Consider the following 20538-nt stretch of genomic DNA (forward strand, 5'->3'; position numbering starts at 1 on the left):
CATCCTGTGGATAACCGGCGTGGGCGCGCGGTGGGGCCGGCTATCGCGACAACCGGGGCTTGTCCTGGAACGAGGGGCCGACGGAGGGCGTCGTGATGGACGGATCCGTCGGCGACAGATGGGGGATCGCCAGCGCGCCTGCCGCAAGGAGGAAGGCGCAGGCCGTGGCGACGCAAACGGCCGCGATGCGTCGGCGCGTGGGCGGATGTCGGTCCGTGTCCGTGTCTGCGTGCTGCCGGGGCGTCGGAGACGTCGTCTCCGCCGTGCGCCGAGGCAGGGCATCGATCGGATTCGGCGAGGAGTCGTCGCGGTCGAAGGCGCGTCGCAGCTTGTCGGCGAGGGCGCGGGCCGTGGGCGTGCGCAGATCGGGATCGGTCGCGGTGGCCTCGTCCAGAATGCGACGCAGCGCCTGCCCGTCCTTGTGCTCCATGTCGCTGCGGTGCGCGCCGTCGGTCGCGTCGAGCAATGCGGCGAGCGTGGCTCCGAGCGCATACACATCCGCCCGCTCGTCGCCGCCACGGCCTCCATGCGTCTCCGGCGCGGCCCAGTGCGGGGAGCGGCCGGTGCAGGACGGGTCATAGGCGTCCGCGGCGACGCCGAAATCGGTGAGCAGCGGCTCGCCGTGCGCGTCCAGAAGGATGTTGCCCGGCTTGACGTCGCGATGGATGACGCCGGCGCGATGCGCGGCGTCAAGCGCATCGGCCACGCCGACGCCGATATGGGCCACGCGGCTTGGAGTCATGGGCAGGGGATGGGACGGGGAGATACAGGGTCTCGTCGGAAAGCCGTCCGGTGCGCCGATCAGGTCGCGAAGGCTGCCGCCCGGGGCATAGGCGTAGACCAGGACGAGTCGCGGGCCGGCGTCGAGGACGTCGAGCAACGGCAGGATATGGGGATGGGCGCCAAGACGGCGTGCCACGATGGCCTCGGTGCGTGCGCAGCGCACGATGCGCGGATCATGGGCGTCGAAGGTCTTGAGCGCGACCGGCATGCCGTCCTTTTCTCGCCTCGCCAGCCATACGCATGCCGTGCCGCCGACGCCGAGGCGACGCAGCGGCGCGTAGCCGGGCAACGCGGGAGGAATGGCATCCATGGTTCACCTCCCTTGGGTCGGCGCATCCTTGCGTTGGCGACATTGTCCGCGGCCGTCCGGACAGCGGCGCCCCGCGACAGGGTGCCTTCGGAAACGATGCGGGCGGCGCGTGGAGCGTCGGATGGATGCCGCGCGGGCGCCCGGCTACTACGCTTGGGGAGCATGACCGATCGTTGTGATGTGACCTTGGTGACGGCGCCGCCGCGCAGCGGGAAAACCGAATATGCGTTGCGCGTGTTGTTGGAGGAGCTGCATGCGCATGGCGACGGGAGCGCGGCGCTGGCCGTGTCCGGCCGCGTCGCCGCCGACAGGCTCGGAGCCCGCGTCATCAGGTCCCTCGGCGCATCCGGACAGGCCAGGCCAGTGACGACGCTGCAGGCCCTGGCTTTTCGCGCGCTTGAGGCGGTGCGCGCGCGTGACGGGCTCAGCGCCCCGCGATTGCTCAACGGTGCCGAACAGGATGCGATGCTGCGTCGCGTCATGGCCACGCATCTCGCGCATGCCGCCGCGGGCGACGACTGCGGGACCTGCGGCTTGCTGAGGGAGTATTTCGCCCAGGACGAGTGGTCCGCGCTGGTCGCCGAACCGGCGGCGAATCGCCGGAACGAGGCGCCCGAACCCGGCGGATCGAACACCGTCGAGCTGATCGAACGAGGTGTGTCGGGTGCCTTCGTCGATCAGTTGCGCGACATGCTCGCCCGCATGGACGAACTCGGCGTCACGCCGGGCGACGAGCCGACGCTGCTCGCCGCCCTCGGGGCGGACCGGTCCAGACTCGGCGTGCAATGGCGTCTGGCCTTCGCGCTGCGTTCCGAATACATCGCCATGCTGGGACGGCTGTACCCGGGCGAATACCGCATCGACGCCTCGTATCTGCCGGTCGCCGGCACCAACGCCGTGCGCCGGTGCGGAGACATGGCCGCGGCCGGATTGCCCGGACTGCTGATCGTCGATGATTTCCAGGACACGACGCTCGCCGGCATGCGCATGCTCGAGGCCATGCACGACGCCGGGGCGCGGCTGCTGCTGATCGGCAACCCGGACGAAGCGGTGCAGACCTTCCGAGGCTCATACCCCGAATACCTGTTCCGCCGCGCCCAGGAGGGGCCGCTGAAGGCGCGGACGCTCGATGGCACGGCGCTTCCCCCTCGAGGGAACCACGAGGAGCATGACGGCGGGCGACGTGCCCTGGACGCACTGTGCGCGCGGGTGTCATTGTCGATTCCCTCCCAGGAGGAGGAAGAGACGCCCATCGCGCGTCGTCCCGGCAAACTCGCGCCCGTGCCGGACGCCCCGAAGGACGATGCCGGTCTGGCGACCGCGCTGTATCGTTCGCCGCGCGAGGAACTGGACGACGTGGTGTGGCGGATCAAGCGGGCCAAGCTGACGGAGGGCGTGGCATGGAACGACATGGCCGTCATCGCCCACGACAACGCCACCGTGCGTCTGTTCGGCGAACGTCTGCGCCGCGACGGAGTGCCCGTGCGGTATTCCTCCGTCACCAGGCCCCTGAAGGACGAGCCCTTTGTGCGGGGACTGTTCGCATTGATCGAACTGGCGGACCTGCGGCGCCAGGGCCCCGCCGGATGCCGCATGGGCCTGGCCGGCGTCGCGCGCTTCGTGCGCGCCCGCGTGGCCACGCTGACGGAAAGCCCGCTGGTCACCACGGGCAGGCCCGGCGAAGGTGCCCCCGCCAGGCTGGCACCCATGGAATCGGCGATCGCCGCCTTGGAGTCGTTGGCAAGCGTCGTCGGCGATCGCGCCGAGGGCCGGGCCGGGGACGCGGAACGGGAAAACGACGGCGATGACGCCGTCCGCGGCGCCGCGCGGGCGGAAGACGGCGCATCCGCGTTGCGCGGGCTTATCGCGGCATGGGACCGGTTTAGAGGCAGGATCGCCGAAATGCGTGAGGCGGATGACGGGGACGACGCCGTGTCGGTGGACGAGACGTTGGTCGATCCGCTGGCCGCGGCGGACGATGGACTCGCCTTCGGAGCGGATGCCATTCATGTCATGCTCGCCTTCGACGACGCCTGCGCGCCGGCCCGGGACGCCATCGACGCCATATGCGCCGTGCTTGGCTCCGACCCGCAGGGCCGCGCCTTCGCCAGGCTCTGGGAGCTCGTCGACGAGGTGACCCGGCACTGGAACCATCTGGAATCCGACGCGCGCGCGGAACGGGCGGAAGCTGGAGGCAATGCGCCGGAGACGGCGCCCATGGACGCGCAGCAGATCCTATGGCTGGCGTGGAAGGCCACGGGCGTGGCCCGGCCGTGGCAGGCCATGGCGCTGTCGAACACCGCCGACGGCCGGGCCGCCAACGACCGACTCGACGCGGCGATGCGGCTGTTCCAATTCGCGCAGGGCGCGACCGGCGGCATATCGCGGTTCATCGCGCAGGTGCGCTCCCTTGAGATCGAGGCCGACTCGCTCGCCCACGTCGGGCCCGTGGAGGACGCCGTGACCCTGGCCACGCCGGCAGGTTCGGCCGGACTGCGGTTCCGCCGCGTCTGGATGCCCGCGGTCCAACAGGGCGTGTGGCCCAATCTGACCGAGCGCAACACCATGTTCGGCGGCGAGGACCTCGCCGAGCTCGTGCTGCGCGGGCATCTGCCCCGTGAGATCGGCCCGGGCCGCGATGACCGCCTCGTCTCCGTGTTGTCCAGTGAGAAGAAGGGGCTGCTCGTGGCCCTGACGAGGGCCGGCGAGCAGGCGACGTTGAGCGCCGTGTGGAACGACGACCTGAGCCCCTCGGGCTTCCTGTTCGGATACCTGCCCGAACGCTATCCGCGCGAACGCAAGAAGGCGCGCTTCGTCGAGCCGGGAGACGCGGGCGACTGCGCCGGCCTCGACGCCAGTCCGCGCGGATTGGTCGCCAAGGCCCGCGTCGTCCTGGCCACCGCCGACCCCGGGAGCGGGATGGCCGGGGACGCCGCGGCCGCGCTGGCCCTGCTGGCCGACCACGGCATCGAAGAGGCCGATCCCGGCCACTGGGATTTCGTGGATGGCGACGTGTCGGCCACAACAGGCGCGCGCTCCGATCAAGACCCGTCGGGAGAGCCGGCCGGGACGAGCGGAGACAAGGAAGCCGGGAGGCCTGCTTCCGACGAGGCGACGGACCGGACGCCGGTGGCGAAGCTGCGTCCGTCGGAGGTGGACCGGCTGTGGGCATGCCCGGTTTGCTGGCTGCTGGAGAACCGCTTCGCCGGGCCCCGACCCGGATCGGTGGCGACCGGATTCGGCCTGCTCGTCCATGAGGTCGCCTGCAGGGGCAGCGCCGAAGGGCTCGACCTCGGCGATCATGGTGTGCAGGAGGTCGCCGACAGACTCGAGGGGATCTATCGTTCGCTGCGCGTCGATCCGACGTCCATCGCCGACCCGCGGGACCGGTACGAAGCCATTCGCCGGGATGCGGCCGCCGCCGACGTGCTCGGGCACATCGCCACGTATTTCGCCCAGGGCGGCGACGACGCGCATCTGGGCAGGAACGTCGGATGCTTCGAGGCCGGGAAGCTGGAGAAGGCCGACTGCGAGCAGGAATTCCATGCGCGCTTCGACATGGATGACATCCTCGCCGCCTACAACGCCGTGCCCGGCATCGTCGCCACGGACCGGGCCGAGCTGACGGCCATGATGGGCGCGCTGGTCGGCGGCTGGCCGGAGGGCATGGACGAGCGGCTGACCGTGCGTCTATCCGGCCGCATCGACCGGCGCGAAACGCGCGAACTGACCGGCTGCAGGACGAATGTGAGGCTCATCGACTACAAAACCGGCCATGCGCACACCGCCAAGGAGCAGTTCAACGATCTGCAGCTCGTGTGCTACCAACTCGGCCTCGTCTTCCCGGAGGGAGGTCCGCGGGGGGCGCAGGCGCTTGCCGAGGCGCCGTATATCGGGCAGAGCATGCTCTTCGATGTGGAGGACAGGGATATGCCGGGATACAGCCGCGCCCCCGAGGGCGCGTTCCAGCCCCCGCTGTTCGTCGACGGCTCGCTCAACGCGCATCCCCTCACCGAACGGCACTGGTATGGATCCAAGCAATCGCATTTCCTCGACCTGCCCGAACTCGACGCCTCCGTGCCGCCGCAGGGCGTGGAGGAGGCGACGTGGCGCGGTCTGCTCGCCCAACGGGCCACGCAGCTCCCCTGGGCGCTGACGATGATCGCGCGCGTCTTCTATGCCGCGGCCGCCAGCCGCTCCACCCGGCTCGTCGCCCACCCGCAGCCCTCCCACGCGGAGTGGTGCAGGCTCAAGGGCGTGTGCCCCGCATGCGCCGGACAGATCGACACCGTCTTCGAAACGAGGCAGGCATGAACGCATTCCGACCCACTCCGGAACAGGCGGCCATCATCGACGCGCCGGCCGATGGCGATGTGCTGGTCGTCGCCGGCGCCGGCTCCGGCAAAACCACCACGATGACCAAGCGCGTCGAGGCATTGATCGCGCGCGGCGTCGCCCCCGAGCGCATCCTCGGACTGACCTTCACCCGCAAGGCCGCCTGCGAACTGCTCGAACGGGTAGGCGCGGCGCTGATGGACGGGAGCCTCGACGGAACGGACCCCGACCGGGCGTTGCTCAAGCCCTCGGTGCTCACCTATGACGCCTTCTTCCAAGGCATCGTGCGCCAATATGGCCTGCTCGTCGGCTTCGACCAGAACACCCAGCCGCTGAGCGTGGCGGGCGCGCTGCAGCTGGCCAGCGACGTCATCGACGAACATATGGACGTCGCCTTCGAACAGGACTTCGGCCGCTTCGACAGCCTCGCCGGGGCCGTGCTCGGTCTGTCCGACGCGCTCGGCAGCGCCATGATCGGCTCCGGATGCATCGACCTCGACGAGGCGATCGCACGCGTGCGGGACTGGGATGGGGCCTTCCTCGCGCGTCTGGACAAGGTTGTCGCCGGCGAGACGGTGCCCGCGGAGAAGCCGAAGGTGTCCAGCATCAAGCGCGCCGCGAAGGACACCGACGCCAGCTGGCAGGCCAAGCTCGACCGGCGGGACGCCCAATTGCACGATCTGTGCCTGTATGACTGCGGGCGTCTGCTCGACTCCACGCGACACCGCGAGGCGCTGCTCACCCTCGTCGAGGCGTATGCGCGGGCCAAACGCGAGCGCAACATGGCGGAGTTCTCCGACTTCACCATCGCCGCGTATCAACTCGTCGAACGCTTCCCCTCCATCGGGGAACGATATCGGCGCCGCTACAGCCATGTGCTGCTCGACGAATACCAGGACACCTCCACGACGCAGGCGGCGCTGCTCGCCGCCCTGTTCCACGCGGAGGACGGGCGCTCGGCCGTCACCGCCGTCGGAGACCCCTTCCAATCCATCTACGCCTGGCGCGGCGCCAGCCCCGGCGCCTTCCGCATGTTCCAGCGCGACTTCGGCATGCCGGCCGGCTCCAAGCCCTACCCGATGAGCGTGACGCAACGCAATCCCCGCATCGTGCTCGAGGCGGCCAACGACCTGACGCTGCCGCTGCGCAGCGTTCCCAGCCGCCCCAGCAGCTCGCTGATGCGCGAGGTCGACGTCGCGCGCCTCGAGGCCACCGACGACGCGGCGCAGGGCACCCTCGGCGTGCTCGGATACGACACCGCCGGCCAGGAGATCGACGGCGTCGTGCGCTTCTGCCTTCGGGCCGCGGGGCGGCACCCGGCCAAGGGCGACGGGAAATCCCATGTGGCCGTCCTCTTCCGGTCCAAAGGCCGTATGCCCATGTTCCAGGAGGCATTGGAGCGCGCGGGGCTGACGACCTTCGTGGTCGGATATTCCGCGCTGCTCGAGCGTCCCGAGGTGCGTGACCTGATCGCCGTGCTGCATGCCGTCGCCGACCACACCGACGCCGCCTCCCTGATGAGGCTGCTCGCCACGCCGCGGTTCGGCATATCCGCCGGGAATCTGACGGCGCTTGGCAAGCTGGCCGACGACGCCAACATGGAGCAGCGATACCATGCGCTGGTCCAGGCCGGCATCGCCTCCGCCGACGCGCCGCGCAGCCGGTGGGAGGCCATCGTGGACCAACACCGGGACCAGGTCGTCAACGCCGTGTTTCTGCCCGACCTCATGCTGAGGGAGGATTTCGGCGCGCTGCTCGGACGCGCCAGGGGCATCGACGAGGCGGGCGGACGCGCGTTGGAGCGAGCCGGACGCATGCTCGCCCGCGTGCGCCGCGCCGTCGGACGTCCGCTCCACGACGTGGTGCGCGCCGCCATCGAGGCTCTCGGACTGGACATCGACGTCGTGGTGGCCGACGCGTTGCGCCACGACGGCGCCCTCGACCCGACGCGGGCGCGCATGTCGCTGGAGTCCGTCGTCGACCTCGCGGACACCTATGCCCAGGAGATTGCCATCGACCAGACGCCCACGCTGCGTGGCTTCGTGGCATGGGTCGACCGCCTCGCCTCCGTGGAGGACGAGGCCGCCTCGCTGCCGGACGCTCCGGTGGACGTGCAGCTGATGACCGTGCATCAGGCCAAGGGACTCGAATGGGACGCCGTGGCCATCGTCGGCCTGACGGATGGCAACTTCCCCAGCAACCAAGGAGACCATCTCAAGGTGACGTTGGACGAGGCCCATGCCGGAGGCGTCAGGGACGGAAGCTGGAACGCCCCCGAATATCAGGAGACGGCCAGCACCTGGCTGACCGACCCGACGGCGGCGCCGGTGCCCGTGCGCGCCGACGCCGGCATCCTGCCGCGATTCCCGCACGATGCCCCCGCGGGAGGCGACCCGCTGCGCGCCCTTGATGCGCTCGACGACGTCGAAACCGTCGCGGACGAGGCCTTCGGCTCGATGCGCCGGATCGGCGACGGCATCGAGGACGCGGACCCAAGCGGATGGTATCTGACGCAATGCGAGGAATACGGGCGGCGTCTGCACGCCGACGAACGGCGGCTGATGTATGTCGCGCTGACACGCTCCCAAGGGGAGGCGCTGCTCACCTATGCGGCGAACAACGCGTCCGGCCGCGATCCGAGTGCCAAGGCGCCTGGATCCAAAACCCTCAAGCCATCCAACTTCTGGCTGGAGGTGCATGACGCGCTGTGCGCGAGGGAGGACGCCCTGTTCGCCGCCGACCTGATCGTCGATCCGGCGCTGGAGGCCGATGCCATGCCTGCGCCCAGGGGATTCCTCATCGGCGAGCACGCCCGCGAATACGGCGAGGCCATCGTCACCCGCGCATGGGCCACGCCCCCCGAGCCGGTGGACGAATCGGCGACGCTGCCATGGCCCGCGGAGCTTTCGCCCCGTCTGGCCGAACGTCTGTCCCGTGGCGTCGAGGCGGTGCGTGAGGCGCGTGGGACGTCGCGGCATGAGGGGCATGAGGGGGAAGGCGGCGCGCTGACCGAATGCGCGCGCATGCTGGCCGCCGACCGCGACCTCATGGCCGGCGATATGGATGACGCGGACCTGGACGGCCTGGTCAAGGCAAGGGCGATGCGCATCGCCGCCGCGGGCCGGCAGAGCGTCACTTCGCTGCAGGCGCGCGCCGGCGGGATGAAAGGACGCGAGGAGCGCGAGTATTGGCGGGGCGTCGTGCGCCCCATTCCCCGCGTCGCCTCCCCGCAGGCCGAGGTCGGCACGCGTTTCCATGCCTGGGCCGAGCGCTTTGTCAACGCGGGCCTCGGCCCTGACTCCGCCTCCGGCGGCGGTGCCGGCCGCGCCGACCTGCTGGAGCAGGCGCGGCGGGACGGCGACCCGAGGATCGCCGAGTGGGCCGAACGCCTGGCCGGTTCGACATGGGCGTTCCGCATCCCCGCCTGGGCCGAGCGGCACATCGTCGTCGGCCTGGACGGCATCGGCATCGTCGACGGCAAACTCGACGCCGTGTTCCACGGCGGACTCGACCCCCGCGACGCGGACAAGCGATACACCATCGTCGATTGGAAGACAGGGCGGCGGCCCGTCGAAGAGGGCGACGTGGCGCGCAAACTCGCCCAACTCGATATGTACCGGCTTCTGCTGTCGGCGATCGAGGGCGTTCCGTTGGACAGCATCGACGCCATTCTCTACTATGTCAGTGAGCCCGACGAGGGCTTGCGGGGGCTGAAGGCCCTTGATAAAAGCGAAGAGGATATCCTCGCCGAGCTGGACCAGGACATCCCGGAGACATCCGACAACGACTGAACCCGTCCGCCAAGGAAAGCCCGATGACCGTGGGCGAGGCCAAGGCGGCGGGCCCATGCGGCTGGAAAACGCGCCGCGTGCGTCGTCGGTCGGCGGGACGACGGCGCTCGGCGGCATGTGTGGGCGGGCATACGTGCGGTGCGATGACATGTGAACTTGTGACATGTGGAGGTAGGAACATGGTGACGTACAGACCGCTGGAATGGAGCGACGTGGATGCCGTCGTCGAGGCCTTCGACCGCACGTGGGGGCGCCCCGATATGGCGGATGCCCCGGTGCTGTCGATGGAACTGTCGCGCCATTTCACCATGCATTATCTGGAACCCGCCGCACGCGCCGACGTGGCCGTGGACGATGACGGGCGGTTCCTCGGCATATCTGCGTCGCGAGTCGAAGGCCAGCCGACGCCGTTCGCCGAGCGGGCCCGCGCGGAACTCGCGGCCGTCGACGCGCGGCTGGAGGATGGCGGCCTTGGCGAACGCGTGCTGACCGACACCCGCGCCCTGCACCGCGTGGAGGTCGAGCTCGAGGATTCGATCGGCCTCAACGACCGCATCCACGCCGAGGTCGAACTGTTCCTCGTCTCGCCGGACGCCCGCGGCAAGGGCGTCGGCGGCACGCTATGGCACCGGCAGATGGCGTGGTTCGCCCAGATGGGGGTGCCCGGCTATTATCTGCACACCGACACCGGCTGCGACGTGAGCTTCTACGACTACCACGGGCTGAAGCGTGTGGCCGAGATGGAAGCGTCCCAATGCCCGGGCCTCGACGAGGACATCTTCATCTACGAGGGCGTGCCGGAGGAGAACGACACGACGCGCGCGGGGCATCGCGGGTGAGCGTCATGTCCTCGTCCTACGGCCAGCTGTTCCAAGTGCCGGGGGCCACGGCCTTCTGCCTGTCCGCCGCCGTCGCGCGTCTGCCGATGTCGATGATGGGACTGGGCATCGTGCTCGCCCTGAACCATATCTACGACAATTGGACCACGGCGGGCACGATGAGCGCCGCCTACATCCTCGCCGTCGCCGTCGCCACGCCGCTCTACGCGCGGCTGTTCGACCGCTTCGGCCAGCGCCGCGTCGGCGCCATCGCCCTGACCGTGCAGATGGTCGCGATGCTGGGCTTTGCTTTCGGCGCCCTGATGCGCATCCCCATCGGACTGCTGTTCGTGCTGGCGGTGCTGATGGGACTTACGCAGTTCTCCTTCGGCGCGCTGGTGCGCACCCGCTGGAACCATGCGCTGCAAGGGCGTGACGAACAGCTGCTGAACACCGCATATGCGATGGAATCGGCCATCGACGAGCTGGTCTTCGTCCTGGGACCGATTCTCGCCGCCTTCCTGGCCACCTCCGTGCATCCGGTCAGCCAGCTGTTCGTGCCCACCATGGCGGCCGGCATCAGCGGAGCCCTGTTCTTCTCCCTGAAGTCCACGCAGCCGCCCGTGCTCTCCGCGCTGACGGTCACGCCCGACAGGGCCGGCGCCGAGGCCGCGCTCGCCGATGGACGGGCCGACGCGCTCAAAACCGGTGCGCTCAAACGCGCGAAGACCTCGAGCGCGCTGCTCTATCCCGGCGTCGTGTCGATCGTCGTGGTGTTCGTCGTGTTCAATATGAGCTTCACGGCCTTCGACGTGTCGATGACCGCCACGCTCAAGGCGATGGGATTGGAACGGTTCGTCGGTCTGCAGCTGGCCATGTTCGCGGTCGGCTCCTGCATCGGCGCCTTCATCTTCGGCTCCATCCGCCTCAGGGGGTCGAATTGGTCCCATATGGTGGTGTTCCTGTGCCTGCTGACCGTCGGATACATCGGCTTCCGCCTGTCCATGCACAACCTTGTGCTGCTGGGCGTCATCGAGGTGCTCGCAGGACTGTTCGTCTCGCCGTTGTTCGCCACCGGCAACCTCATCGTCAAGAACATCGTGCCCGAGCGTTCGCTGACCGAAGGGCTGTCGTGGCTGACCACCGGCGGCTCGGTCGGCACGTCGATCGGCTCGACCGTCGCCGGCGTCGCGCTCGATTCCCTTGGCTCGCAGGGCGGCATGATGATCCCGTGGATCGCCACCGCCTGCGCCGTGCCGCTGGCCCTGCTCGGCTGGGCGTTGGCGCGGCGTCGCGGAAAGCAAGTGTGACGGGTGGCCGACGACAACGTGTCGTTGATGGCCTGGATATGCAACGAGGGCTGGTTTCCGCGTCGTCCCGCGGAAACCAGCCCTCGCGCTTATTCGATGGGTGATGTGAAAACTCACTCTTCCTCGACGGTGGCGAGGATCGCCTTGGCCGCGACATCAAGGTCGTTGGTGGCGTTGCGCAGATTCTCGCTGTACTCGCGGATGGAGGCGATGGCCTCGTCCATCTCCTGCTGCGAGCCATCGGCCGGGCAGGAGGGAGCGTCGCCCAGCTTGTCGACGGCGGCCTCGGCGTCCTCGAGGGCCTGGGTCAGGCTGGCGTCGACGCCGTCGATGGCCTTGGCTTCCTCGGCGCCTTCCCGAACCGTTGTGAGCGCGTCCTGATGCGCCTTGAGGGCCTCGGACTGCAGCTGGCAGTTCTGGACGGACTCGGCGGAGGCCGCGGGCTTGCCCATGGTCATCGTCAGCGCGACGGCGATGATGGCGACGACCACCACCACGGCGGCGATGACGCCGATGATCAGGCCCTTGCGGGATTTGCCGGACTTGGCGGTGTTTTCGTTCTTCTGCTCTTCGTTCTGCAAGGTGCTCATACTCCTTCACTTGCGTGGCGCCTTCCGGCGTGTCGGTTCAAACCGAAGCGAGTATACTGGACCCGTCGCGCTTCGCAAGTCGGGCACTTGGCCATGGTCCGGCATCGGGCATGGAACTGCGCTGGCCGATGGCAAAACGTTGCGTCAAAACGTCGTCATGCGGGCATAGGCCGCGGTGCCGGGGTCCGTGGAACGATACGGGCGCAAGCCGCAGCCATATGGGGTCCTACAATTCCGCCGGGGAAACGGTCGAATCCGAGACCCGACGCAACATGGAGCTCCGCGCGGACGGATCCGCGTCAGGGGGACGAGAGAGGGAGACAGTATGAGCGATGCGAGCACAGCCACACGGACCAAGGCGGCGGGGCCCGAGTCCAATGGCGTCAATCCGGTGACCTTGGAGGAGAGGCACGGCCGTTCCCGGGACCTGTTCTCCGTGTGGTTCGCCTGGAACGTCTCGATCATGGGCATCAGCTACGGCATCTATGTGTTCGGCCTGGGGCTGAGCCCGCTGCAGGCGATCGTCGCCGGCACGCTGGGATATCTGATCTCGTCGTTCCTCGTGGGCATCCTGTCGGTCGGAGGACCCCGCACCGGCCTGCCCACGCTGACCCAGACGAGGTTCGCCTTCGGCTACCAAGGCAACAGGATCATCGCGTTCTTCGCCTATCTGTCGAACATCGGCTGGAAGGTCACGATCATCACCCTGGCCTCGACCACGGGCGCCAATATCTTCGCGCGACTCGACCCCGCGCATTTCGCCAAGGACGACGGCACGCCGGCGACCTGGCTGGTGCTCATATGGTTCGTCGTCGTGCTGGTGCTCACGATGGGCTTCGCCGTCGCCGGGCACGGCCTCATCATGAAGGCCGAGAAATGGATCTCCTGGATCACCGGCCTGTTCACCATCGTCTTCATCGCCATGATCCTTCCCCATATCCATTGGGACAAGCTCGTCGGATACGACAACGCCGGTCCGCTGGTGTTCGTCGGCGGCGTCGTCATGGCCATGACCATGGTCGGCCTCGGCATGCTCAACTACGGCGGCGACTTCGCCCGCTACCTGCCCCGCGACACCAAGGCGCGCGGCGTCATCGGGTGGACGACGCTGGGCATCTCGCTGCCGGTGACCGTGCTGCTGATCCTCGGCATCCTGCTCGCCGCGACCAACGACAAGCTCGGCGAGGCCGCGGCCTCCGACCCGATCGCCGCGCTGACCGTGCTGCTGCCGACGTGGTTCTTCGTGCCGTTCAGCATCGTCATCGTCATCTCTCTGGTCTCCGCCGCCATGACCGGCATCTATTCCTCCGGACTGGCCCTGATGGCCGTCGGCCTGCCCGGCTCGCGCGTTGTCATCACGATCATCAACGGCTGCATCATCGCCTTCGGCGCGTTCTACCTGCTGTTCGTGTCCACCTCGTTCCTGGCGACCTTCCAGGCGTTCCTGGCGCTGATCGCCGTGCCCATGGGCACGATGGGCGGCATCCAGCTCATCGATTTCATCCGCCAGCGGCGATATGGCTGGGATGTGCGCATGGCACTGCCGGCCTCGCAGGGCGGGCGCTCCGGACGCTGGACGGCCCTGACCGCCATGATCGTCGCCACCGTCGTGGGACTGGGCATGGTGACCTCCGCCGACCCCAACATCGCCAAGGTCGTCGGCTTCCTGCTCACCGATGAACAGCGCGCGGGTGTCATCGGCTCGACGAACATCGGCGTCGTCGTGGCCATGGCCGTCGGCACCGCCATCTACGCGATTCTGACCTATGCGCTGAAGATCGACCCGCGGCCCCGCTACGTCACCGACGCCGCCTCCGAACGGGGCGGGGAAGGCAGGTGACGCCATGGACACCCGATTCCTTCCCTCGGGCGGGACGCCGGGCGAATTCGCCCGTCCCGGCCCAGCCAACGCGCCCGCCGCATATTGGTTCTGGCATCGCGTCCCCACCGAGGACGAGGTGCGCGAGCAGATCGAGGGGATGAGGCGGGCCGGATACCAGTCCTTCCAGATCCAGGCGCGGATGTCGATGCCGCTGAACGACTACCTGGGCGACGAATACCTGCGCATGTGCGCGCTCGCCGCCGACGTCGCCGCCGACAAGGGCATGGTCATCGGCATCTACGACGAATACAACTGGCTGTCCGGACATGCCGGCGGCCGCGTCGTGGACGGACACGACGGGCTGCGCGAACGGCATCTGTTCCATGTGACGGCGCGGGTCGACGCCGGGGGACGCGCCCGGGCGCGCATCGACGGCATCCATGCCACCGACGTCGACTATCTGCTCGATCAGGGCAAGCGCTGGGTCTTCGAAGGCGGCGAGCCGCTGTGGGACGAATGGCGACTCGTCGCGGCGGTCCGCCACACCGGCGCCGGCGGCGCGACGTCCGGGGACGTCGGGGACGTCGTGGATGTGACCGGCCTCGCCGGCATCGTCGCGGCCGACGACGCCAGCTGCGACCTTGGGATCGATCTGGGCGGCGACCATGGCCATGGACGCGGCCTATCCGGGGACGGGCGTGGCGAATGGGTCACCTTCTTCGTCGCCGCGCGCTGCCGCACCAGCCGCATGATCAACTATCTCGATCCGGCGGCCGCCGAGCGCTTCGTCGAGGTCGGATACGAGCCCTATGCGAGGGCCTTCGGCGCGCATATGGGATCGACCGTCGCCTATGTGTTCTTCGACCAGCCCCATGCCTGCTTCTTCGATTGGGCGCAGAACGAGGGCACCACGGCGTCGACGCTGATGTATGACGAGTCGTTCTACGATGCGCTGGCCGCCGACTTCGGCGACGAATGGCCCCGGGCGCTGATGGCCTGGGTGCGCGACGTCGGGGACGACACCGCGTCGCTGCGCGCCCGTTTCTGGCAGGCGTATGGACGACGCGCGATCGACTCGTTCCTCGGCACGCTGAACCGCTGGTGCCGCGCGCACGGCCTGCTGCTTTCCGGCCACGAGGTGCTGAGCCATGTCTCCTCGTGGGATCCGACCAGCACCATCATCGCCGATGATCCGCGCACCAACTTCGCGCTCGACTACTTCGCGCTGGACGCCTGGCGCGACGTGACCGGGGTGGACGCGCGCAACGAGTACCCGCAGCTGTCGGCGAAGTTCGGAGACTCGGCGGCGCGCGCCCATGGCCGCAGCGGCTGCATCGTCGAACAGTATTTCGGCCGTGTGGTCAAGGGCTCGCATTTCGCCGCGGGATGGTGGGAGCTGACGCTGGATCAGCTGCGCTCCGCCGCGATGCGCCACCATGCGCTGGGCATGCGCCAGCTGCTCATGCACGCCTTCTGGCTGACCGACGGGCATGACCCCGAGCCGGGGGAGGACGGACGGATCGACGACAAGGCCGAGATGTTCGTCAATCCGCGCTTCGACTTCGCCCCGGGCGTCAACTACGAGCCGTGGTTCGTCTATCATCGGCGGTTCGCCGACGAATCCGCGCGCGTGTCGGTCTTCCTCGATGGGGCGCGTCCGCTCGACGAGGTGGCCGTGCTCTATCCGCTGCGCACCGATTGGGCGCACGGCCCCTCCCACTGCTTCGGCCGGCATATGGCGATGTGGTGCGAGGGCCTGGCCCGCGCCGGCGTCGACTATGCGGTTGTGGACGAGGACGACTTGGCCCGTGCCACGGCCGACGGCGGCAGGCTGCGTCTGCCTGATGGACGCCGTTTCGAGGCGCTGGTGCTGCCTGGCGTCGAGACGTTGCGCGATGCGGCGAGCATGGACGTCATCGAGGCGTTCCTCGACGCCGGAGGACGGGTGGTTTCCTCCGGGCCCCTGCCGCGGGAGACGCAGAGGACCGGCCTGGACCCCGCTCTGCGGGAACGGGCGTCGCGGCTGGCGGACGGCATCCGGTGGCATCATGGCGCCGATGGCGCGGGCTGGGACGAGCTGCTCGCCGATGTGAGCCAAGGCCTCGAGCCCAAGCCGGCTGTGGTCGGGGAATCATGTTCCGACGGACAGCTATGGGTGCGCCGTGGGGTGGAGGAGACGACCGGCGCGGTGCGTTTCATGCTGTTCAATGACGCGGATATGGCGCGCGACGTCACCATCGCCACCCGCCATGAGGCGGCGACGGCCTCGCAATGGGATCCGGCCACCGGTTCGGTGGGCGACGCGACGCACGTCGGCCCGATGTTCACGGTTCGTCTGAAGCCCCATGAGGTCCGACTGCTGCGCGTCGAGCCCGACGGGCCGGGCGTTCCGGCCGAGCTCATCCTGCGTGACGGCTGGCTCTTCGGAGCGGCGCGGGATGTCGCCGATGCTGCGCGTGGCGCGAACGACGCGCCCATCAGCCCGTTCGGCGGATGGCAGTCACAGGGGTTCATGGAGGTGTGCGGCACCGGCCGCTACAGCCTGGACTTCGAGTTGACGGACCCCGGAGAGACGGATTGGCTGCTGGAACTGCCCCATGTGCGCGGATCTGTCGAGGTCTGGGTCAATGGAGCGCATATCGCGAGCGAGCCATGGGCCGGCGGTCCGGTGGACGTGCCCCTCGGCGCGCTGGTTCCGGGCGCCAACGGACTGACCCTGCTGGTGACCGCCTCGGCGGCCAACCGATATTACCGTGGCACCGCGCAGCAAGGCGACGGCCCGGCGGTCTGCGGTCTCGACGGCGCCCCGGTTCTGCGGCCCGCATTGCCATGCGGGACGTTGGCCGCTCCGGAATCTCCATGCGGAAGAGGAGGGACGGCGGGCTCTTGGGGCATCCGCTGACGGTCCGCGCCCATGGCGGGCGCGGCGTCGTCCTAGTCGTGGGGCGGGAGTCCGTGGGCGCTAATATGAGGGGCGGAACAACGCTCGGAACAGCGGAACATGACAGGAGGAACGAAATGACCAAGGTATCGGTGGTGGGAGCGAAGGGCCGCATGGGATCGCATGTGGTCGAGGCGGTGACGGGAGCCTCGGATATGGAGATCTCGCTCGCTCTCGACGCGGGCGACGATCTGACGGCCATCACGACGGACAACACCGACGTGGTCGTGGAGTTCACGGTGCCCTCCGTGAGCCTTGGCAATGTGCTGGCCCTCGTCGCGCAGGGCGTCGATGTGGTCGTGGGCACCACCGGTTGGACCGACGACAAGCTCGCCCAGGTGCGCCAGGCCATCGCCTCCGGTCCCCGCCCGGAGAGCCAGAAGGTGTTCATCGCTCCGAACTTCGCGATCTCCGCGGTGCTGGCCGACCATTTCGCCACGCTGGCCGCCCGGTATTTCGAATCGGCCGAGGTCGTCGAGCTGCACCACCCGAACAAGGTGGACGCTCCCTCCGGCACCGCCATCCACACCGCGCACGGCATCGCCGAGGCAAGGAAGGCCGCGGGTCTCGGCGCCATGCCCGACGCCACCGAGACGGATGGCGGCTCGCGCGGACAGGTCGTCGACGGGGTGCATGTGCACGCCGTGCGGCTGAGGGGACTCAACGCCCATGAGGAGGTGCTGTTCGGCAATGCGGGCGAGCAGCTGACGATCCGCGCCGACAGCTTCGACCGCGGTTCCTTCATGCCCGGCGTGCTGCTTGCGGTGCGCAAGCTCGCCTCGGATGCGCCCGCGGGGTTGACGGTGGGGTTGGATCGGTTCTTGGATCTGTGAAATAGAGTCCATAACGCGAAGTACCGTGAAAGGCATGAGCGAGAGCATGCATCTTCTTGATTCCGCGCCGTTCGGGCGTATCCTGCCTGCGATGATCACCCCGATGAAGCCCAATGGCGACGTCGATTTCGAGGCGGCCGCCAAACTCGCGCGCCAGCTCGTCGCCGACGGTGCGGACGGCATCGTGGTCAACGGCACCACCGGCGAATCCCCCGTCACCCATATGGACGAGAAGGTGGATCTGGTCCGCGCCGTCAAGGAGGCCGTCGATGTGCCGGTGATCTCCGGCGCCGGCTCCAATGACACCGCGCACACCGTGCGCATGGTCGAGCAGACGCAGGAGGCGGGCGCCGACGCGGTGCTCGTCGTCATGCCGTATTATTCCCGTCCCTCCCAGGACGGCATCGTCGGCCACTACAAGGCCGTCAACGAAGCCACCGACAAGCCGATCATCGTCTACGACGTGCCCGGACGCACCGGACTCAAGGTGAAGGTCGAGACCTATGACCGCCTCGCCGAGCTGAGCCATGTCAAGGCCGTCAAGGACGCCACCGGCGACCTCGCCGCCGCCGTCGAGAAGCAGCAGCGCACCGGACTGGCCTGGTATTCGGGCGACGACGGGTTGTTCCTGCCCTTCCTGTCCATCGGCGCCGTCGGCATCATCTCCGTCATCGCGCATGTGGCCGCCTCGCCGATGCGTGAGCTCGTCGAGGCCTTCGACCGCGGCGACATCGCCACCTCGCGCCGCATCGCCAATCAGCTGGCGCCGATCGTGCATGCCCTGAACGGCGACGGATACCAGGCCGTCATGGCCAAGGCCGCGCTCAAGGTGCGCGGCGTCATCGACTCCACCGCTATGCGCCTGCCGAACGTCGGCCCCGACGCCACCCAGCTCGACAAGGCCGAGGAAGGCATGCGCGCCTCCGGACTGCTCTGAAGTCCCCGCCTCCCCGGCGACGCAGCGCACGCGACGCGGCGAAGGGGGAACCATATCTGTCGCCTCCGTGAGAGCACGGAGACAAAAGAAAGAAATCAAACAATCCATGGCACAAGAACAAGAACATCAGAACACCAATTCGCGCGGCGGCACCCGTCGCCGCGGCTCGGCGGCCCGGAAATCGACCGCCGGCACCCGCGCCAAGTCCAACGCCTCCCGCGGGCGCGGCGGCGCTTCCCGTCGCAATCCGAAGGGCCAGCCGGCCACCGCTCCCCAGCAGGACGCGGTGCTCATCGCCCCGCCGAAGTACCGCAAGGGCTCCATGCGCATCACGCCGCTCGGCGGCCTGGGCGAAATCGGCCGCAATATGAACGTGGTCGAATACAACGGCCATCTGCTGCTCATCGACTGCGGCGTGCTCTTCCCCGAGGAGGAGCAGCCCGGCGTCGACCTGATCCTGCCTGACTTCAGCTATATCAAGGACCGCCTGGACAAGGTCGAGGCGCTGGTGCTCACGCACGGCCACGAGGACCATATCGGCGGCGTGCCCTATCTGCTCAAGCTGCGCCCCGACATCCCGCTGATCGGCTCCAAGCTCACGCTGGCCTTCGTGGAGGCCAAGTGCCAGGAGCACCATCAGAACCCGACCAAGGTGGAGGTCGCCGGCCGCGACAAGCTCAAGGTCGGCCCCTTCGAGCTCGAGTTCGTCAACGTGACCCACTCCATCCCCGACGCGCTGGCCGTCTATGTCAAGACGCCCGCCGGCTCCCTGATCGACACCGGCGACATCAAGCTCGACCAGCTGCCGCTCGACCATCGCATCACCGACCTCGTGGAGTTCGGCAAGATCGGCGAAAAGGGCGTGGACCTGCTGATGATGGACTCCACGAACGCCGAGGTGCCGGGCTTCGTCAAGCCCGAGACCTCGATCGGCCCGGCCCTGGACCAGGCCTTCGCCCAGGCGACGCGCAAGATCATCGTCGCCAGCTTCTCCTCCCATGTCCACCGCGTGCAGCAGGTCGTCGACGCGGCGCACAAATACGGGCGCAAGGTCGTCTTCGTCGGCCGCTCGATGGTGCGCAACATGTCCATCGCCGCGGATCTCGGCTATCTGCACATCCCCGAGGGCACCGTCGTGGATCTGAAGCAGGCCAACGACATCCAGGACGACAAGCTCGTCTATATGTGCACCGGTTCCCAGGGCGAGCCGATGGCGGCCCTTGGCCGCATCGCCGACGGCAACCACCGCGACATCCACATCAACGAGTTCGACACGGTGATCCTCGCCTCCTCGCTGATCCCGGGCAACGAACACGGCGTCTACAAGGTCATCAACAAGCTCGTGCAGATGGGCGCGAAGGTCGTCAACCGCGACAACGCCGCCGTGCATGTCTCCGGACACTGCAACGAGGGCGAGCTGCTCTACATGTACAACATCGTCAAGCCCAAGTGCGCGATGCCGATCCACGGCGAGAACCGCCACTTGGTCGCCAACGGCCTGATCGCCGTCAAGACGGGCGTCGATCCGAACAACGTCGTGCTCGCCGAGGACGGCGACGTGGTCGACCTCTACCACGGCAAGGCCGCGGTCGTGGGCTCCGTGCCCTGCGGCTACGTCTACGTGGACGGCGACTCGGTGGGCGAGCTGACCGACGAGGAGCTGGAGAAGCGCCGGATCCTGGGCACCGAGGGCTTCGTCTCGGCCTTCGCGGTCGTCGACACCGAGGCGCGCGAGGTCGTCTCCGGCCCGAAGATCTACCTCAACGCCGTGGCCGAGGACGAGAAGGAATTCGACAAGGTCCGCCATCAGATCGTCGAACAGTTGAACGACGCGATGATGACCGGCACGAAGGACGTCCACAAGCTCCAGCAGCTCATGCGGCGCACGCTGGGCGGCTGGATCGCGCGCCAGCTCAAGCGCAAGCCGATGATCGTGCCCGTCGTCGCCGATATCGCGACCGACGTGCTGGATGCGCAAGGCGACAAGTAGGGTTAGACTTAACTCATCACAGCAACGCGGCGTGATCGGAGCCATCAGGCGCTCCGGTCGCGCCGCGTCGCGCTATGA

11 protein-coding genes are annotated in these 20538 nt (G+C 68.4%); 9 read left to right on the forward strand and 2 right to left on the reverse strand.

Features of this window, described 5'->3' with window-relative positions; translation table 11 throughout:
- Positions 1-40 precede the first annotated feature (40 nt).
- Complete coding sequence (locus AC1AUD_RS09975) at positions 41-1093, reverse strand: serine/threonine-protein kinase (protein WP_476574203.1); 1053 nt, start codon at positions 1091-1093, stop codon at positions 41-43.
- Between the two features lie 162 nt (positions 1094-1255).
- Between AC1AUD_RS09975 and AC1AUD_RS09980 the strand changes: the two genes are divergently transcribed.
- From AC1AUD_RS09980 to AC1AUD_RS09995, 4 genes are all read left to right on the forward strand, one after another.
- Complete coding sequence (locus AC1AUD_RS09980) at positions 1256-5407, forward strand: PD-(D/E)XK nuclease family protein (RefSeq protein WP_476574204.1); 4152 nt, start codon at positions 1256-1258, stop codon at positions 5405-5407.
- On the forward strand, positions 5404-9219 hold the full coding sequence (locus AC1AUD_RS09985; protein WP_476574205.1) for a UvrD-helicase domain-containing protein: 3816 nt from the start codon (positions 5404-5406) through the stop codon (positions 9217-9219). The genes AC1AUD_RS09980 and AC1AUD_RS09985 overlap by 4 nt, the downstream gene beginning before the upstream one ends.
- A 179-nt stretch (positions 9220-9398) precedes the next feature.
- Positions 9399-10058: a GNAT family N-acetyltransferase gene (locus tag AC1AUD_RS09990; RefSeq protein WP_476574206.1), complete on the forward strand. Its 660-nt coding sequence runs from the start codon at positions 9399-9401 to the stop codon at positions 10056-10058.
- A gap of 5 nt (positions 10059-10063) precedes the next feature.
- The gene (locus AC1AUD_RS09995) at positions 10064-11347 is read left to right on the forward strand and encodes an MFS transporter (protein ID WP_476574207.1); all 1284 of its coding nucleotides are present in this window, start codon (positions 10064-10066) and stop codon (positions 11345-11347) included.
- A 113-nt stretch (positions 11348-11460) separates the two neighbouring features.
- Here AC1AUD_RS09995 and AC1AUD_RS10000 read toward each other — a convergent pair whose 3' ends face one another.
- A complete protein-coding gene (locus tag AC1AUD_RS10000) occupies positions 11461-11937 on the reverse strand; it encodes a hypothetical protein (protein WP_476574208.1) in 477 nt (158 codons plus the stop codon).
- Between the two features lie 325 nt (positions 11938-12262).
- Here AC1AUD_RS10000 and AC1AUD_RS10005 point away from each other — a divergent pair, with 325 nt between their 5' ends.
- The 5 genes from AC1AUD_RS10005 to AC1AUD_RS10025 all read left to right on the forward strand — a co-directional run bounded on the left by AC1AUD_RS10005 (position 12263) and on the right by AC1AUD_RS10025 (position 20460).
- Positions 12263-13777 carry a purine-cytosine permease family protein gene (locus AC1AUD_RS10005; protein WP_476574209.1) on the forward strand — a complete coding sequence of 505 codons (1515 nt, stop codon included), beginning with the start codon at positions 12263-12265 and terminating at the stop codon, positions 13775-13777.
- A gap of 4 nt (positions 13778-13781) precedes the next feature.
- Entirely contained in the window at positions 13782-16661 is a 2880-nt protein-coding gene (locus tag AC1AUD_RS10010) for a hypothetical protein (protein ID WP_476574210.1), read from the forward strand.
- A 116-nt stretch (positions 16662-16777) separates the two neighbouring features.
- Complete coding sequence (gene dapB, locus AC1AUD_RS10015) at positions 16778-17533, forward strand: 4-hydroxy-tetrahydrodipicolinate reductase (RefSeq protein ID WP_476574211.1); 756 nt, start codon at positions 16778-16780, stop codon at positions 17531-17533.
- A gap of 34 nt (positions 17534-17567) precedes the next feature.
- A complete protein-coding gene (gene dapA / locus AC1AUD_RS10020) occupies positions 17568-18470 on the forward strand; it encodes a 4-hydroxy-tetrahydrodipicolinate synthase (RefSeq protein WP_476574212.1) in 903 nt (300 codons plus the stop codon).
- A gap of 106 nt (positions 18471-18576) precedes the next feature.
- A complete protein-coding gene (locus AC1AUD_RS10025) occupies positions 18577-20460 on the forward strand; it encodes a ribonuclease J (RefSeq protein WP_476574213.1) in 1884 nt (627 codons plus the stop codon).
- Positions 20461-20538: the final 78 nt, after the last annotated feature.

Source organism: Bifidobacterium sp. LH_730, assembly GCF_056355835.1.

What these genes read in the sequence shown, in the direction of transcription:
- AC1AUD_RS09975 (WP_476574203.1), bottom strand. Translation starts at nt 1,093, where the DNA reads ATGGATGCCATTCCTCCCGCGTTGCCCGGCTACGCGCCGCTGCGTCGC.
- AC1AUD_RS09980 (WP_476574204.1), top strand. Translation starts at nt 1,256, where the DNA reads ATGACCGATCGTTGTGATGTGACCTTGGTGACGGCGCCGCCGCGCAGC.
- AC1AUD_RS09985 (WP_476574205.1), top strand. Translation starts at nt 5,404, where the DNA reads ATGAACGCATTCCGACCCACTCCGGAACAGGCGGCCATCATCGACGCG.
- AC1AUD_RS09990 (WP_476574206.1), top strand. Translation starts at nt 9,399, where the DNA reads ATGGTGACGTACAGACCGCTGGAATGGAGCGACGTGGATGCCGTCGTC.
- AC1AUD_RS09995 (WP_476574207.1), top strand. Translation starts at nt 10,064, where the DNA reads ATGTCCTCGTCCTACGGCCAGCTGTTCCAAGTGCCGGGGGCCACGGCC.
- AC1AUD_RS10000 (WP_476574208.1), bottom strand. Translation starts at nt 11,937, where the DNA reads ATGAGCACCTTGCAGAACGAAGAGCAGAAGAACGAAAACACCGCCAAG.
- AC1AUD_RS10005 (WP_476574209.1), top strand. Translation starts at nt 12,263, where the DNA reads ATGAGCGATGCGAGCACAGCCACACGGACCAAGGCGGCGGGGCCCGAG.
- AC1AUD_RS10010 (WP_476574210.1), top strand. Translation starts at nt 13,782, where the DNA reads ATGGACACCCGATTCCTTCCCTCGGGCGGGACGCCGGGCGAATTCGCC.
- dapB (WP_476574211.1), top strand. Translation starts at nt 16,778, where the DNA reads ATGACCAAGGTATCGGTGGTGGGAGCGAAGGGCCGCATGGGATCGCAT.
- dapA (WP_476574212.1), top strand. Translation starts at nt 17,568, where the DNA reads ATGAGCGAGAGCATGCATCTTCTTGATTCCGCGCCGTTCGGGCGTATC.
- AC1AUD_RS10025 (WP_476574213.1), top strand. Translation starts at nt 18,577, where the DNA reads ATGGCACAAGAACAAGAACATCAGAACACCAATTCGCGCGGCGGCACC.